This is a genomic window from Kitasatospora sp. NPDC053308, assembly GCF_055585785.1.
The window spans coordinates 36389-49688 of sequence record NZ_JBVJJY010000023.1 but is presented as its reverse complement, the minus strand read 5'-3'; the positions used below and the strand labels follow the sequence as shown (position 1 = coordinate 49688).

The window sequence follows — 13300 nt, the reverse complement described above, 5'->3', positions numbered from 1 at the left end:
CCGCCCCGGTACCCCGGGCGGTCAGGCCCCGGGTCGCCGCGCGGCGGGCAGGGTGAAGCCGATCTCGGCGCCGCCGCCCGGCGCGGTGCCCGCGAAGACGGTGCCGCGGTCGGCGGTGACCAGGTCGTGGACGATCGCCAGCCCCAGTCCGGAACCCGGGACGGACTGGGTGCCGGCGCCGCGGTAGAAGCGGTCGAAGACGGCGTGCTGCTCGTCCGGGCCGATGCCCGGCCCGCGGTCGCGCACCGACAGCCTGGCCCGACGGACGGCCGCCCGCCCGGAGCCCCGCACCTCGACCCGGACCGCTACGGTGACGGGCGTGTCCCCGGGGCTGAACTTGACCGCGTTGGCCAGCAGGTTGTCGATGCAGCGGTGCAGCGCGCGCGGCCGGGCCAGCACGGCGACGCCCCCGCCCTCGTCCCTGCCCTCGTCCCTGCCCCCGTTCTCGCCTCCGCCGCCGCCCGGCTCCGTGCCCCCGGCGGTCACGGTGATGACCCGCCCGGTGCGGCGCCGGAACCGGTCGGCGCAGTCCTCGGCCGCCGCCGCCAGGTCGAGCAGGACCGGATCCTCGTCGGCCTGCCGGTCGGTGGCCAGCTCGACCAGCTCGCGCACCAGGTCGTCCAGCGCGACGCTCTCCGCGACCAGCGTGGCCAGGATCTTCTCCTCGTCCTCGGGCGCGAGCCTGCCCCGGGCCCGCTGCAACAGCTCCGCGCTCCCGCGCACCGAGGTGAGCGGTGTGCGCAGCTCGTGGCTCGCGTTCTGGACCAGCCGCTGCTGCGCCTCCCGGGAGCGGCGCAGCGCGTCGAGCATGACCTCGAACGCCCGGGTCAGCCGCCCGACCTCGTCCCGGCCGGCCGACGGCAGCGGGGTGGCGAGGTCCTGGGTGGAGCTGATCCGCTCGGTGGCGCGGGCCAGCCGCCGCATCGGGCGCAGGATCCGGCCGATCAGCAGCCAGCTGAGGGCCGCGCAGGCGGCGGCCGCGGCGGCGGTGGTCCAGCCGATCTGCCGCAGGAACGCGTGGTCCACGCGCTCGGGATCCGCGTAGTCCTGGCCGACCATCAGGGCGCCCTGGCCCGGGCCCCGGCCGCGGGTGAGCACGCCGTAGGCGGTGTCCCCGACGGTGATCTCGTCCGTTCGCACGCCTTCCCCGGTGCGCGCCACGGCGAGGGCGCCGGGCGGGGCGGGCAGGGTCGCGCGGCCGGGCGAGAGCGGGCGGACCGTACCGTCCGGAAGGAGCAGCTGTTCGGTGGTGTCGGGACGCTCCCCGGGCACCCGGCCGGCGTCGAGGACGGCGGTGACGGCGTCCGCGCGGTCCACGAGCGCCCGGTCGAACCGGTCGGCGACCATCCCGGTGACGCCGCGGTAGGAGGTGACGACGGTGACGGCGATGGCCAGCAGGGTGGCGGCCACCACCACGAGGGTGATCCTGGTGCGCAGCACTACGCGGCCGCCATGAGGTAGCCGACGTTGCGGATGGTCCGGATCAGCCGCGGCTCCCCGCACTCCTCGGTCTTGCGGCGCAGGTAGCCGATGTAGACGTCGAGCGAACGTGAGTCGGTGTCGAAGTCGTAGCCCCAGATCCGCTCGTATATCTGCGGGCGGGTCAGGACCACGCCCTGGTTGCGCAGCAGCAGTTCCAGCAGGTCGAACTCGGTCTTGGTGAGGTCGAGCGGCCGCCCGCCGCGGTGGGCGCGGCGGGGGGCGGGATCCAGCACGAGGTCCTCGCAGGCCAGCAGGCCCGGCTCGGGCGGCGTCGTGGCGCGCCGCAGCAGGGCGCGGATCCGGGCCAGCAGTTCCTCGGTGGCGAAGGGCTTGGCCAGGTAGTCGTCGGCCCCGGCGTCCAGCCCGGCGACCCGGTCGCCGAGCTGGTGCCGGGCGGTGAGGACCAGGACCGGCAGCCGGTCGCCCCGCCGGCGCAGCATCCGGCACAGGGCCAGGCCGTCCAGGCGGGGCATGACCACGTCCACGACGGCGAGGTCGGGGCGCCGGTGCTCCAGCAGCTCCAGGGCCTCCTGCCCGTCGCCGGCGGTCAGGACCCGGTAGCCCTCGAACCGCAGCAGCTGGTCCAGGGTGGTGCGGACACCGGGGTCGTCCTCGACGACGAGCACGGTACGGCCGGGGTCGGCGGTTGCGTCTGTCATGGCGTCATTCTCGCTGGTGGGGAGGGTGGATGGGGCCGGCGGGCGGTCCCCGGCCTCGGCGGTCGCCGGGCGCCGGCGGTCACCCGTTGCGTCGACGGTCACCCGTGGCGCCGGCGGTCACCGTTGCGCCGGCGGGCGTCAGCGGCGTACCGGGGTGACGGCGATCGGCGGCACGGCGTTCACGCAGGAGGTGTCGCCGGGCCGGCCGGTGCGGACGAACCCGTCGACGATCGCGAGCGCGCAGTGCGTGGACTCCAGCTCCGCCACGTGCCCCACGTTGGGCACGGTGACGACGGTGGCGCGCCGGAACTGCGTCGCCGCCCGGCGGGTGGCGCTCTCGGCCGTGTTGGAGTCCAGGTCGCCGGCGAGCAGCAGCACGGGCACGTCCGGTTGCGCGCCGTCCACCGGCTGCGGGCGGGCGGTGCCGCGGCGCGGCCACTGGATGCAGGCGTCCGCGCCGTCGGTCTGGCCCTCGGTGAAGCCCTCGACGCTGAACGCCCCGAACCGGGCCGGGTCCGCCGCCGACAGCGCGGCCCGGTACTCGCGCCAGCGGGCCGGGAGCGGGGAGTCCACCGACCAGGCGCGCGGGTAGTCGTTGCACACCACGGCCAGGAAGGACGCCTGGTCCTCGCGGGTGGCCTCGCGGTAGTCGGCCCGGACCAGGGCCCGCAGCGCGCGGTCGTCGCCGCCGGCGGCGTCGTGCAGCGCGGCCGGCAGGTCGCCGAGCAGGGAGTGCTCGGACGGGCTCTGCCCGGCGCCGCGACTGGCGGCCTCGTACAGGAGGTTGGCGAGCTTGTCCTCGGTGAACCGCAGGGTGCGGGTCGCGCCGGCGGCGTCGATGCGCAGCGTGGGCGGCCGCTCGCGCAGCTGCCCGGCGACCGTGCGGAGGTCCGCGACGGCGGTGTCCCCGTCGCAGGCGCCGCTGCGCTCGCACACCCGCTTCAGGGCCAGGGAGACGGCGTCGGCGCTCGGCCGGGCCAGCGGGTCGACGTCGAGCGGGAAGGCACCGGACAGCACCATCGCGTCGACCCGCCCGGGGTGGCGGGCGGCGTACACCGGCATCAGGTAGGTGCCGTAGGAGAGCCCGTACAGCAGCAGGGACTCGGCGCCGATCCGGGCCCGTACGGCGTCGAGGTCGTCGGCGGTCGCGGCGCTGGTGTAACCCTCGGCCCTGGGGCCGAGGCCGGCGGCGCACCGGGCGATCGCGTCGCGCTGCCCGGCGCGGTCGGCGAAGCGGTACTCGGCGTCGCTGACGCCGCACGGGATGCGGCCGGAGCGGCCGGTGCCGCGCGGGTCGACGAGCAGGACGTCGTGGGTGGCGAGCACGCCGTGGAGCCCGGCGGCGAAGACCTCGGCCCGGTCGACGGCGGTCTCGCCGGGCCCGCCGGGGTTGATCGCGACGGTTCCCCGCGCCGGCCCCGCCTCACGGTGGCGGACCACCGCGTACGCGACCGGGACGCTGCCCAGCCACGGCTTACCGGTCACCACCGGCCGGCCGACGGTGCCGCAGTCGACCCGGTGCCCCTCCACCGCGGGGCACCAGGCCGGTCGCCCGGAGCGGTCCGCCGCCCGCGCCGCGGAGGCGGTCGCGGTCGCGGCCGGCAGGGCGGCGAGCAGGACCGCCGCCGCTGCGGCGACCGCCCCGGTCCGGCGGATCGTGCGCGCCGTGGTCGTCCCGTTCCTCGTCATCGTTGTTCCTTCCGTGTCGCTCCCGGTGGTGAGGACGACCTTGCCGTGCGCCGGTCAGGGGTCCGGCAGAGCGACGGCAAAGAGGTGTAAGAACTTCGACCGGGGAGAGGTACGGCCCGACCGGCCGGTCAGCGGCGGGGGAGCGGAGCGAAGGCGTGGCCGCGGGACCGGAGGTGCGCAGGACCGTGCGCGGGGCGGCCGTCGCCCGGAGGGACCGTCTGCGGGGCACCGGCCACGGCATGCTGGGGCGACGTACTGACAAGGCATGGGGGGAAGTGTCGGCGGGAGGGCATAGAGTCGCCTAGCGCTTCAAGGTAGATGGATAGGCGTGGAGGGTGTGGGTGTGTTCGTGACGACCGGGCAGGCCGGGGCGGCGCTGGGGTGCTCGATCCCGACGGTGCGGAAGCTGATGGCCACCGGCGTGGTGCCGGGTGTGCGCGAGACGGGCCGTCAGGTGTTCCCGCTGGCCGCGCTCCAGCAGCTGCAGGCCCGTCCCGCCGTCGACCTGTCCGTGCTCGGCACGGCCGAGGTCGCGGTGCTGCGCTCGGACGCTCCCGCGAAGGTGGACGAGCCGGACCGGGAGTGGATCGGCTTCGGCACCGCTCTGGACCAGGCGCAGCTGCTGGCCGCGCTGTCCGGCTGGTGGCGGTGCGATCCGGCCCGGGTCGCGGCCGGCGGGGTCCTGCCGGTGACGGTGGCCGGGTTCGTCGTCGCCGTACTGACCGGCCTGGCCGGGTGGGAGTCCGACGGCGCGGCCGGCACCGCGGGGCGTTTCCGCTTCCCGCAGGCGCGCCTGGCCGGCTACCTGACCGACCTCACCGCCCCCGCCAACGCCGCCGACCCCGCCGACCCGGAGGACGCCCGTCTGGCCGGCCTGCTGCTCGGCACCCGCCTGCCGTCGGTGTCCGGCGGGCCGCTCGCCTACGTCACCACCCGCCCGACCGCCGCCGTGGCCGAGGGGGAGTGACCGCTGATGGACCGCCAGACCTACACCGCCGGGCTCGCCGCCCTGCGCGAGCTGCGCACCGAGATCGCGGCCGCCGAGAAGGCCGTCGCGGCCGCGCGGAAGGAGCTGGACAGGCTCACCGCCCAGCGGGCCCGCCGGGTGGCCGGGCTCGCTGGGTACGAGGGTGCCCAGGCCCCGGCCGTCGCGAAGGCCTCCGGCCTGTCGGTCGGCGACGTGGTGCGGATCGCCCCGCTGCTGGACCCGACCCCGGCCGCCGTCCGCGCCGCCACGACCGACGACCAGGCCGCCGCGGCCGCCCCGGCCCCGGAGGCCGCCGCGCCGGTCGCCGAGCCCCCCGTCGCCCTCGCCCCGGCGTTGACCCGCGCCGCCCCCGTGGTCGAGCAGCCGGCCCCGGCCCCGGCCCCGGTTGAGGTCGACGTCGAGGACCCCGTCGCCGCCGAGCAGCCCGCCCCGGCCGCTGCCGCCGCTCCCGCGCCGGTCATCCCGCCCGCCCCGGCCGCTCCCGCCCCGGCCGCTCCCGCCCCGGCCGCCGCACCCGCGCCGCGCCCGGCGGCCGAGGCCGGTCCGCGCGAGCTGCCCGCCCTCCCCGAAGGCCCGGCCTCTGCCCGGTTCGAGGCGGTGACCACCGGCCTGGTCTCCAAGCGCCCGAACTTCACCCAACAGGCCCGCGCCACCGTGTTCCTGGACGCCGCGACCGGCGACCTCGCGGTGCGCGACCGCGTCGTGCGCCTGGACCTCGGCGCCCGCACCCCGGGCGAGATCCTCGACGCGGTGCTGGCCGCCGCCCCCGGCACCGAGCGGGTCTACATCACCGCCGGCGCCCCCTGGCACGACGGCGCCGAGCGCTACAGCACCCTCAAGGACGCCGTCGCCGCGTGGCTGAACACCCCGTCCGAGCGCTGGACCACCGCCGTCGGCGCCGGCCGCGACAAGCTCGCCGGCCACTTCGTCCACCACCGCCAGCCCGTCGGCCGCTACGCCCCCGCCGCCGCTCCCGACGGCGGCAGCACGGAGATCCGGTCGATGGGGGAGTGGTTCGACCCGGACGGCGCGGACGTCGTGACCTGCCGTCAGGCGTTCACGCTGCTGTGGCAGGCGCTGCGCCGGCACTGGGACGACGCCGTGCTGATGGGTTCGCCGTCGCAGACGGGCCGGGACCTGTGGTCGCGCACCATCCCCACGACCGGCAAGTGGGCCGGGGGCTACCCGGTCCTCAGCGAGGAACTGCGGGGCCTGCTGCACGCCACCGGCGGCCAGGGCCGCACCGAGCTGATCCTGCCGCCCCGCGTCCCGGAGCAGCTGCCCGCGCTGGTCGAGTACGACCGCACCTTCGCCTACGCCAAGCACCTGTGGAAGTCCCCGGTCGGCACCCCGCGCCGGATCACCGCCGCCGCGTTCGCCGCGATGACCGAGGCCGAGCAGGTCAAGGCCCTGATGTCCTGCTCGCACTGGAACATCAAGGTGACCGTCCCGGCCGGCTGGAACCACGTCGGTCTCCTCCCGGCCCCGGTGACCGGTGACCGGGCCTGGGTCTACCCGTCCGAGCCCGGCGCCACCTTCACCACCTGGGCGGGCGGCGCCGAGGTCCACCTCGCGCTGTCCAACCACCTCGCGCCGTGGAAGGTCGAGATCCTCGGCGGCCTGCTCTTCGAGGACGGCAAGCCGCTCGACGAGTGGGGCAAGCGCCTCAAGTCGGCCTGGGCGGACCTGACCAACCTCTCCACGCTGCACGGCGACGAGCGCCGGCGCACCGCCGCGTACCTCGCCTCCCGCGCCGTCCGCTCCGTGCTGCTGTTCGGCCTCGGCGGGTTCGCGCAGCGCCCGCGCCTGGTCTCCGGCACCACCCCGCTCGGCGAGGCGCTCCCGGCCGGGGTTGAGATCCTCGGCCAGGACGACCAGGTGGTGACCTGGCAGCGGCAGGCCGGCTTCTCCCGCGACCCGTACGCCCACCCCGAGTGGGCCGCCTACGTGTGGTCCGGCGCCCGGGCGGCGCTGCTGGACATGAAGTACCGCCAGGGCAAGGAGGTCATCGGCCACGCCGGCGCCCTGCACGCGAAGCCCGGCACGGTCGTGTACTTCGGCACGGACGGCATCGCCCTGACCGAGCGCCAGCCCTGGCCCTACCGCGGCGAGGTGGGCGACTACCTCCTCAAGGGCCACCTCACCGGCCCCGTCGAGCACCCGGCCGGCCAGGAGCAGTACCTCAAGCTGCGTGCCCTGGGCCGCGCCGAACTCGCCGCCGCCGAGAAGGGGGCCGACCAGTGAGCCCGGCCGGCCCGCACCAGCCGAACGAGGCCGCCCGCCTGACCCAGGAGCTGCTGGACCAGGGCTACACCAAGCGCCAGGTCGCCACGATCCTCGGCCGCGACGCCTCCCTCGTCTCCCAGTTCTTCACCAAGGGCAAGGGCACGGCGTTCGTCAACGCGCTGCGCCAGGTCCTGCGCGCGGTCCGCGGCGGCGAACGCGACACCGAGACGCTGTCCGGCATCGCCCGGGAGAACGTGGAGCGCCGCCGCACCAAGACCGGGCAGAAGGCCCGGGTACGCGCCAAGGACGTCGTCGGCACAGCCGGCGGGTCGATGGCCGGCCGCGCCGGGAAGCAGGCCATCAAGTCCGGCGCCTCCCACCTCGCCCCGGTCGTCCACGCCACCGGCCAGGCCGGCGGCCGCCTCGCCTTCACCGTCCGCATGAAAGCCGACCAGTACACCCTGCCGGCCGGCTCCACCCAGGACTCCCCGGGCCTGCGCCGAGGCTTCGTCCCCCGCGCCGACGGCACCGAGGAACGCACCTACGGCTCCGCCGGCACCGGCGGGTTCGACGCCGCCGAATGGTCCCGACGCGTCGCCGGCCACCACGGCGACGTCACCGCCGCCATGAAGGCCTGGCTGGTGGAGACCGGCCGCGCCGTCGAGGACGCCGACATCCAGTACCTCGAAGTCCGCGGCTGGATCCCCGAGGAGCAGCGGTGAACACCCGCCACGCCGACGGACCCTCCTGGTTCACCGGCTCCGACGAGAAGCTCGCCGTGCTGCTCCGCGCCGCCGAGGCCCGCGGCGTGATCCTCGACCCGGACACCCCCCCGGGCGAGACGGACGCCCAAGAGCTGACGGACGAGCTCGCCGACGTGCTGCTCACCGGGGACTGCTTCGACGCCGACTGGGAGATCACGCCGTTCGGCGACCTGGTCGAGAGTCTGATCGACGCCCTCAACGTCTACGCCTACCCGGACTGACCACCCCCGCCGCGCCACCGGCCCGGCCCCGGAAGGAGAAGCCCCGCGTGGAGACCACCGCCGCCCGCGCCCAGCGGGACGTGCCGGCCGGGCGGCGCGCCCAGGCCGTGCCGCCGCTCCCGGCGCAGCCGTCCGGCACGGCGGTGAACCCGCTGCCGCTGCACCGGTTCCAGAAGGACGCCGTCGCGGCCGCGGTGCGCGAGGTGAAGGACGGCGGCCGCGCCACCGTCGTCGCGGCGACCGGCTCCGGCAAGACCCTGATCGCGGCCGGCTGCGCCCGGCGGCTGGCCGCGCGGGGGCGGGTGCTGGTGCTGGTGCCGACGAGGTTCAGGGCGACGGGCGCCGGCGGGGAGGAGTGGCCACCCGACGTGGGGGCCGCTCCCGCTGTTCCTCGCAGCCGCTCCCGCTGCTCCCCGGAGCCGTACCGGGCCTGCCCGGTCCGCCGGGGGCTCCCGCCTCCGTGCCACCCTGGGCGGCGATCTCGCGTTCGAGGTCGTGCACATCGCGTGGCGTGTTGAGAGCCCGCCACGGGCCGTCCACCGGATAGCCCGTCAGCTGCCGGGCGCGGACGAGCCGGGGGAGAGTGGTGCGCTCGTGGTCGCCCTCGTCCGGCAGCAGCTCCCTCACCCGGGGTTCGAAGACGAAGACGCCGCCGTTGACCCGCAGGGGAGCGGGCGCCTGTGAGGCGAGTGCGGTCACCCGGCCGCGTTCGTCGTAGTCGACGCTTCCCCTGGGCAGCCAGGGGCGGGGAAGGGCGAGCGTGGCCAGCGTGGCGTGTCGCCGGTGATGGGCGAACATGGCAATGAGCGGGAAGCGGGTCCAGATGTCCCCGTACACCGCCAGCCACGGTTCGCCGGAGCGCTCCAGTGCGGCGGCGGCCAGTTTCAGTCCTCCGCCCCGGCCCAACGGCCGTGTCTCGACCACCACTTCCGTCCGAACGGGCGCCGGGCAGGCGAGGAGGTAGTCACTGATCACCTGGGCCCGGTGCCCCGCGGAGATGACGACCCGCTCCACCCCTGACTCGGCGAACCAGTCGAGTTGGTGACGCAGGATCGGCGTGCCGCGCACCTCGACCATCGGCTTCGGTCTGGTCAGCGTGAGCGGCCGCATCCGGCTCCCGGCGCCACCGGCCAGGATCACCGCCTGACGCACCACGCCGAAGCCGACGACCTCACCCATCGACGCTCTCAGAGAGTAGTAGCACGGCTCCGCATCGTATACGGCCCGTCGTCGCCCGGCGTGAGACGCCGGCCGGCCCCGGGGCGCTGGGGGGCGCTGGGGCGGGTGTGGCCTGCGGTGCCCGGAGGGCCGGGGAGCGGTCAGCGGGGCACCGGGTAGCGCAGGTGAAGCACCCGGTCGCCCTGGATCACCACCTCGGGATCCCCCAACAGGTGCTGCGCGTGGACCGACCCGAAGTAGCGCTTGCCGGAGCCGAACACGACGGGCACGACGTCCATGCGCACCTCGTCGACCAGGCCGGCGGCCAGCACCTGGCCACCGACGTCGCCGGCGGCGACCTCGACCGTGCGGTCACCCGCGAGCCCCTTCGCCTTCGCCACGGCCGCCTCGACGCCGTCGACGAAGTGGAACGGCGCCTCGGGATCCCAACCGTCGGGCGCCGGCCGGTGCGTCACGACGACCACGTGGTCGATCCCGCTCGGAGGCTTCCCGTCCCAGCCGTCCGTCATGTCGAAGACGTGGCGGCCGACGATCGTCGCCCCGATCCGGTCCCAGTACGGCCGGGTGTAGTCGTAGGACGCCTGCGACACCTTCAGCGCGCCGCTCTCGTCCAACGGGACGTCACCGCTGGTCAACCAGTCGAACAGCGGTCCTGGCAGGTCGTTCTCGTCCGCGATGAAGCCGTCCGCCGACACCGAGGCGTACATGACCACCTTGCCCATGGGGCGCTCCTCCGTTCTGGGATGCCCCAAACTAGCCTGTCGTGAGCCGCCGCACCGCAAGCCGCTCCCGGGACCTGGCCGTCGACGGTCCGACCCGCGGCGCGTCGGCGGCGTCGGCGGCGTCGGCGCGCCGGCCGGTCGGGGCGGAACCAGGACCCGGCGCCCGCGCGTCGACCCCACGGGAGTACGGAAGGGGCCCTGGATGAGCGCCTACAGCATCATCGGCACGGTCGGGATCGTGATCGTCGTCCTGTGTGCGGTCGGGGTCGTGGCCGTGTGCCGGGCGTGGCCGCCCTGTCGCCGGTGCGGGTACAAGCTCTGCGAATGCCCCCGTCGCTTCTCCTCCGGCACCGGGAAGCGCGAACGGACCGGCTTCTACGACCCGCACGACCCGTTCTGACGCGCGCGCAGACCGAGTACCGGTCGACGACCCACGGGTAGGGCGGGGCCCGTCGCGGCTGCTGTCGTGGGGCGATGGACGGTCCCGGCAGCGCGTCGCGTGTCCGCGCACAGGGCGTGTGGGGGTGCCGCCGCGCCCGGCCGGGGCGCATCGCGCCGGGTCGCCCCACCGCACCGCGCAGGCCGGCGCGCCGAACCGCACCCGCGGAGCGCGACGCGCGGCTCGACGTCCGGCCCGCCGCCGCGGCGTCAACGGGGGCGGGGGGTGGCCAGGAGATCGGTGGCGCGGTGGGTCTGCTGGTAGAGGACGTGCTGTCCGATGCGGGTGCGGGTGACCAGTCCGCTGCGGTGCAGGATGCCCAGGTGGTAGGAGACGGTGCTGGTGGCGAGGAAGTGCCGCTCGCCCAACTCCCCGGTGGTGCGGGCGGTGTGCAGGTCGGAGAGCAGGCGCGCCCGGGTCACCCCGAGCAGCGCGTGGACCGACGGCCCGGAGCGCGTCTGCGGTCCGGGTCCGCAGGGGTAGGCGAACATGGGCTCGCGCGGGGCGGGCCCCGGTACCGAGTCGATGACCACCCGCAGGTCCGTGGTGAACACCGAAGGCGTCAGGACCAGGCCCGCACTGCCGCCGACCCGGGCCTGAAGCCGGCTGACCAGACTCAGCCGGTCGTCGCTCCACAGCACCTTGGGATGCAGGGCGGCCAGCATGCCGGACAGGCCGTGGCGGGCGGCGGTGCGCGCCCGGCGGTCGATGTCCTCCTCCATGCGGGCGCGCAGCGCCGTCCACCGCGGGGCGACGGCCCCCTCCCACAGCCGCTGCAACTCCGCCGCCACCCGCTCGGCGAAGTCCTGCTCGCCCCGCTCCAGCGCGTCGCGCAGGACGACGGGGACCGGCCGCCCCGCCAGGCGCTCCTCGTCGACCCCGTCGGCCATGAGCCGCAACTCCCAGCCCAGACGGGCGCGATCCGCGGTGGCGACCGCGTGCAGCTCCTCCTCCAGCCCGGTCTCCGGGGCCTGCGGGTGCGGTGTCAGGAAGTCCGGCACGTAGTCCCACGAACCGCTGAACAGCGCGCCCAGCAGCACGAGCTCGCGGTCACGGACGGTCTCCTGGACCCTGCCGCGCCAACCGCCGCCGTACGGCCGCCCGTTGCCGCGCAGGAGACGCAGCGCGCCGATCGCGGTGCTCAGCGGCGAGATCGCGAACCGGGTGTTCGCCAGTACGGCGCGGTCCATGTCGAGGTAGAGCACGACACCCCCCGGGATCAGCCCCCGGCCGTCCGAGCGGCCGACGTCATGAGTGTTCGGACCTGATCGAATCACCCGGGGGCCGCCCCGTCATCCGATTCCCCCGAGTCGGACCGGGCGCGGAACCGCGCCTACCGTCCGTCCCTCCCCCCAGCCGTCAGCGACCGCACCGCGGTCGAGGGCCTCTCCTGCCCCGGGGGCGTGGCCTCCGGGGCAGGAGAGGAGGGGCAGCCGCCGGGGGAGGGGGTGGAAGCGCCGGTCGAGTGGCCGGATCAACGCGAAGCGCCCTCCGCAGGAAGAAGCAACCACCGCCTGCCCGAAGCCCTGCGCGGGGCGGCCCGTCGTGCCGCATCCTGACGGGCCGCCCGCGGTGCTCCGGCCCCGACGGCGCGACGCCCCCGCGATCGGCGGCGGGCTACCGGCGGGCCGCCCCGGCCCGGGCGTGCGTCTGCGCCCCAGGGGCGCGCGGCCGGAGCGGTACGGCGTGGGCCCCGGGTGTGGCGGGGGTCAGCCGAGCGGGTCGGCTGCCAGGACCCACAGGTCGCCGGTGCCGCAGGCGATCCTGCGGCCGGTGCCCGAGGGGGGTTGCTCCAGTGTGGTGCGGCGCAGGCGCCAGCGTGTTCCGTCGATCAGGGCGATCGGGCCCTCGCACCGGGGGTGGTGGCCGGCGATGTTCCAGGCCCGCACCTGGGTGTGGATGTGGGCGGCCGGGGCCGACCAGTCGACGGTGGCGTAGTCCTCGCCGAAGAAGCCGGCCCAGCTGCCGGTGTGCCCCGATTGCGGCTCGCCGGCCTCGCCGCGGGCCAGCCGGCCGAGCACCCGCGGCAGCATCGAGGAAGCCGCTTCCAGGACCAGGGAGTTGACGCCGGTGAACGACCACACGGAGGCGTCGAGCGGGATCCGTGTCCTGGCGAGCACGGCGCCGGTGTCGAGTCCGGCGTCCATCCGGTGCCAGGTCACGCCGATCTCGCGCTCGCCTCTGCGCACGGCCCAGCCGACGGGGTTGGGGCCCCGGTAGGCGGGCAGGTCGGAGGGGTGGCAGTTGACCGTTCCCAGCCGGGGCGCGGTGACCGCGGCGGCGGGAAGCCTCCTCGGGTAGCCGTAGCTCACCGCCGCGTCCAGGTCGTAGGCGCGCAGCAGCTCGGCGATCCGCTCCGGCCGGGAGGGGACCGCCAGGTCCACTCCGTCCGGGAGGTCGTGTTCGCCGAGGACGTGCCCGGGCCAGTCGGCGGGGCGGCGGAAGCCGATCACCACCCGTACGTGGTGCCCTAACGCCCGGAGCGCCTCGACGAGCGGGGGCGCGGTCTGCGGCAGGGCCGCCACGACCGCGATCCTCAGCGGAGGGGTGTCCGGTGCGGCGGTCCGGGCGGGCGCGGCTGCCGGGGCGGTCATCGGGCGGCCCCGGTGGCGGTGCGCAGGGAGCGCGGTCGCAGGTCGGTCCAGGTGGTCTCGATCCAGGCGAGGCAGGTGGTGCGGTCGGCCCGGGGGTGTACCTGGTGCCAGCCGTCGGGGACGGCGAGGTGAGCGGGCCAGAGGCTGTGCTGGTCCTCGTCGTTGGCCAGCACGACGAAGGTGCCGTCGGGGTCGTCGAAGGGGTTCATGGGTCTCCTCGGGTGATCGGGGCACGCCGGACGGCCTGCCGGCGCGGGGCGTGCCGGAGGCGGTCGGGCGAGGGGATTCCGGTGGTCGGGTGGGGGAGGGTCGGTCCCCGGCCACGTCGGTGGCCGGG

13 protein-coding genes and 1 pseudogene are annotated in these 13300 nt (G+C 75.9%); 6 read left to right on the top strand and 8 right to left on the bottom strand.

Going from position 1 to position 13300, the window contains the following annotated elements:
* Window positions 1-21 precede the first annotated feature (21 nt).
* From ACZ6Y7_RS33180 to ACZ6Y7_RS33170, 3 genes are all read right to left on the bottom strand, one after another.
* Window positions 22-1440 carry a HAMP domain-containing sensor histidine kinase gene (locus ACZ6Y7_RS33180; RefSeq protein WP_465761654.1) on the bottom strand — a complete coding sequence of 473 codons (1419 nt, stop codon included), beginning with the start codon at window positions 1438-1440 and terminating at the stop codon, window positions 22-24.
* Window positions 1440-2141 carry a response regulator transcription factor gene (locus ACZ6Y7_RS33175; RefSeq protein ID WP_465761653.1) on the bottom strand — a complete coding sequence of 234 codons (702 nt, stop codon included), beginning with the start codon at window positions 2139-2141 and terminating at the stop codon, window positions 1440-1442. The genes ACZ6Y7_RS33180 and ACZ6Y7_RS33175 overlap by 1 nt, the downstream gene beginning before the upstream one ends.
* A 138-nt stretch (window positions 2142-2279) precedes the next feature.
* The gene (locus ACZ6Y7_RS33170; protein WP_465761652.1) at window positions 2280-3830 is read right to left on the bottom strand and encodes an alpha/beta fold hydrolase; all 1551 of its coding nucleotides are present in this window, start codon (window positions 3828-3830) and stop codon (window positions 2280-2282) included.
* A 343-nt stretch (window positions 3831-4173) separates the two neighbouring features.
* Between ACZ6Y7_RS33170 and ACZ6Y7_RS33165 the strand changes: the two genes are divergently transcribed.
* The 5 genes and pseudogenes from ACZ6Y7_RS33165 to ACZ6Y7_RS33145 all read left to right on the top strand — a co-directional run.
* Window positions 4174-4797 carry a MerR family transcriptional regulator gene (locus ACZ6Y7_RS33165; protein ID WP_465761651.1) on the top strand — a complete coding sequence of 208 codons (624 nt, stop codon included), beginning with the start codon at window positions 4174-4176 and terminating at the stop codon, window positions 4795-4797.
* A gap of 6 nt (window positions 4798-4803) precedes the next feature.
* A complete protein-coding gene (locus ACZ6Y7_RS33160; protein WP_465761650.1) occupies window positions 4804-7062 on the top strand; it encodes a hypothetical protein in 2259 nt (752 codons plus the stop codon).
* Window positions 7059-7766, top strand: coding sequence for a helix-turn-helix domain containing protein (locus ACZ6Y7_RS33155; protein WP_465761649.1), 708 nt, complete (start codon window positions 7059-7061; stop codon window positions 7764-7766). Before ACZ6Y7_RS33160 ends, ACZ6Y7_RS33155 begins: the two co-directional genes overlap by 4 nt.
* On the top strand, window positions 7763-8029 hold the full coding sequence (locus ACZ6Y7_RS33150) for a hypothetical protein (RefSeq protein WP_465761648.1): 267 nt from the start codon (window positions 7763-7765) through the stop codon (window positions 8027-8029). Before ACZ6Y7_RS33155 ends, ACZ6Y7_RS33150 begins: the two co-directional genes overlap by 4 nt.
* 47 nt (window positions 8030-8076) lie before the next feature.
* Window positions 8077-8340, top strand: a pseudogene (locus tag ACZ6Y7_RS33145) (DEAD/DEAH box helicase family protein); the annotation flags it as partial.
* Window positions 8341-8356: 16 nt separating this feature from the next.
* On the opposite strand, the gene ACZ6Y7_RS33140 reads toward ACZ6Y7_RS33145, so the two are convergent.
* Complete coding sequence (locus tag ACZ6Y7_RS33140) at window positions 8357-9208, bottom strand: nucleotidyltransferase family protein (RefSeq protein WP_465761647.1); 852 nt, start codon at window positions 9206-9208, stop codon at window positions 8357-8359.
* A gap of 140 nt (window positions 9209-9348) precedes the next feature.
* The gene (locus tag ACZ6Y7_RS33135) at window positions 9349-9930 is read right to left on the bottom strand and encodes a dihydrofolate reductase family protein (RefSeq protein ID WP_465761646.1); all 582 of its coding nucleotides are present in this window, start codon (window positions 9928-9930) and stop codon (window positions 9349-9351) included.
* 202 nt (window positions 9931-10132) lie between these two features.
* Between ACZ6Y7_RS33135 and ACZ6Y7_RS33130 the strand changes: the two genes are divergently transcribed.
* A complete protein-coding gene (locus ACZ6Y7_RS33130; protein ID WP_465761645.1) occupies window positions 10133-10330 on the top strand; it encodes a hypothetical protein in 198 nt (65 codons plus the stop codon).
* A gap of 248 nt (window positions 10331-10578) precedes the next feature.
* On the opposite strand, the gene ACZ6Y7_RS33125 is transcribed toward ACZ6Y7_RS33130, so the two are convergent.
* From ACZ6Y7_RS33125 to ACZ6Y7_RS33115, 3 genes are all read right to left on the bottom strand, one after another.
* Window positions 10579-11574 (bottom strand): ArsR/SmtB family transcription factor, encoded by a 996-nt coding sequence (locus tag ACZ6Y7_RS33125; RefSeq protein WP_465761644.1) that lies wholly within the window; start codon window positions 11572-11574, stop codon window positions 10579-10581.
* Between the two features lie 504 nt (window positions 11575-12078).
* Complete coding sequence (locus tag ACZ6Y7_RS33120; protein ID WP_465761643.1) at window positions 12079-12963, bottom strand: methionyl-tRNA formyltransferase; 885 nt, start codon at window positions 12961-12963, stop codon at window positions 12079-12081.
* Window positions 12960-13172 carry an MbtH family protein gene (locus ACZ6Y7_RS33115; RefSeq protein WP_465761642.1) on the bottom strand — a complete coding sequence of 71 codons (213 nt, stop codon included), beginning with the start codon at window positions 13170-13172 and terminating at the stop codon, window positions 12960-12962. Before ACZ6Y7_RS33115 ends, ACZ6Y7_RS33120 begins: the two co-directional genes overlap by 4 nt.
* Window positions 13173-13300 lie beyond the last annotated feature (128 nt).

Bases quoted from the DNA above. Each gene is read 5' to 3' on its own strand.
- ACZ6Y7_RS33175 (WP_465761653.1), bottom strand. From the start codon at position 2,141: ATGACAGACGCAACCGCCGACCCCGGCCGTACCGTGCTCGTCGTCGAG.
- ACZ6Y7_RS33170 (WP_465761652.1), bottom strand. From the start codon at position 3,830: ATGACGAGGAACGGGACGACCACGGCGCGCACGATCCGCCGGACCGGG.
- ACZ6Y7_RS33160 (WP_465761650.1), top strand. From the start codon at position 4,804: ATGGACCGCCAGACCTACACCGCCGGGCTCGCCGCCCTGCGCGAGCTG.
- ACZ6Y7_RS33140 (WP_465761647.1), bottom strand. From the start codon at position 9,208: ATGGGTGAGGTCGTCGGCTTCGGCGTGGTGCGTCAGGCGGTGATCCTG.
- ACZ6Y7_RS33135 (WP_465761646.1), bottom strand. From the start codon at position 9,930: ATGGGCAAGGTGGTCATGTACGCCTCGGTGTCGGCGGACGGCTTCATC.
- ACZ6Y7_RS33130 (WP_465761645.1), top strand. From the start codon at position 10,133: ATGAGCGCCTACAGCATCATCGGCACGGTCGGGATCGTGATCGTCGTC.
- ACZ6Y7_RS33120 (WP_465761643.1), bottom strand. From the start codon at position 12,963: ATGACCGCCCCGGCAGCCGCGCCCGCCCGGACCGCCGCACCGGACACC.
- ACZ6Y7_RS33115 (WP_465761642.1), bottom strand. From the start codon at position 13,172: ATGAACCCCTTCGACGACCCCGACGGCACCTTCGTCGTGCTGGCCAAC.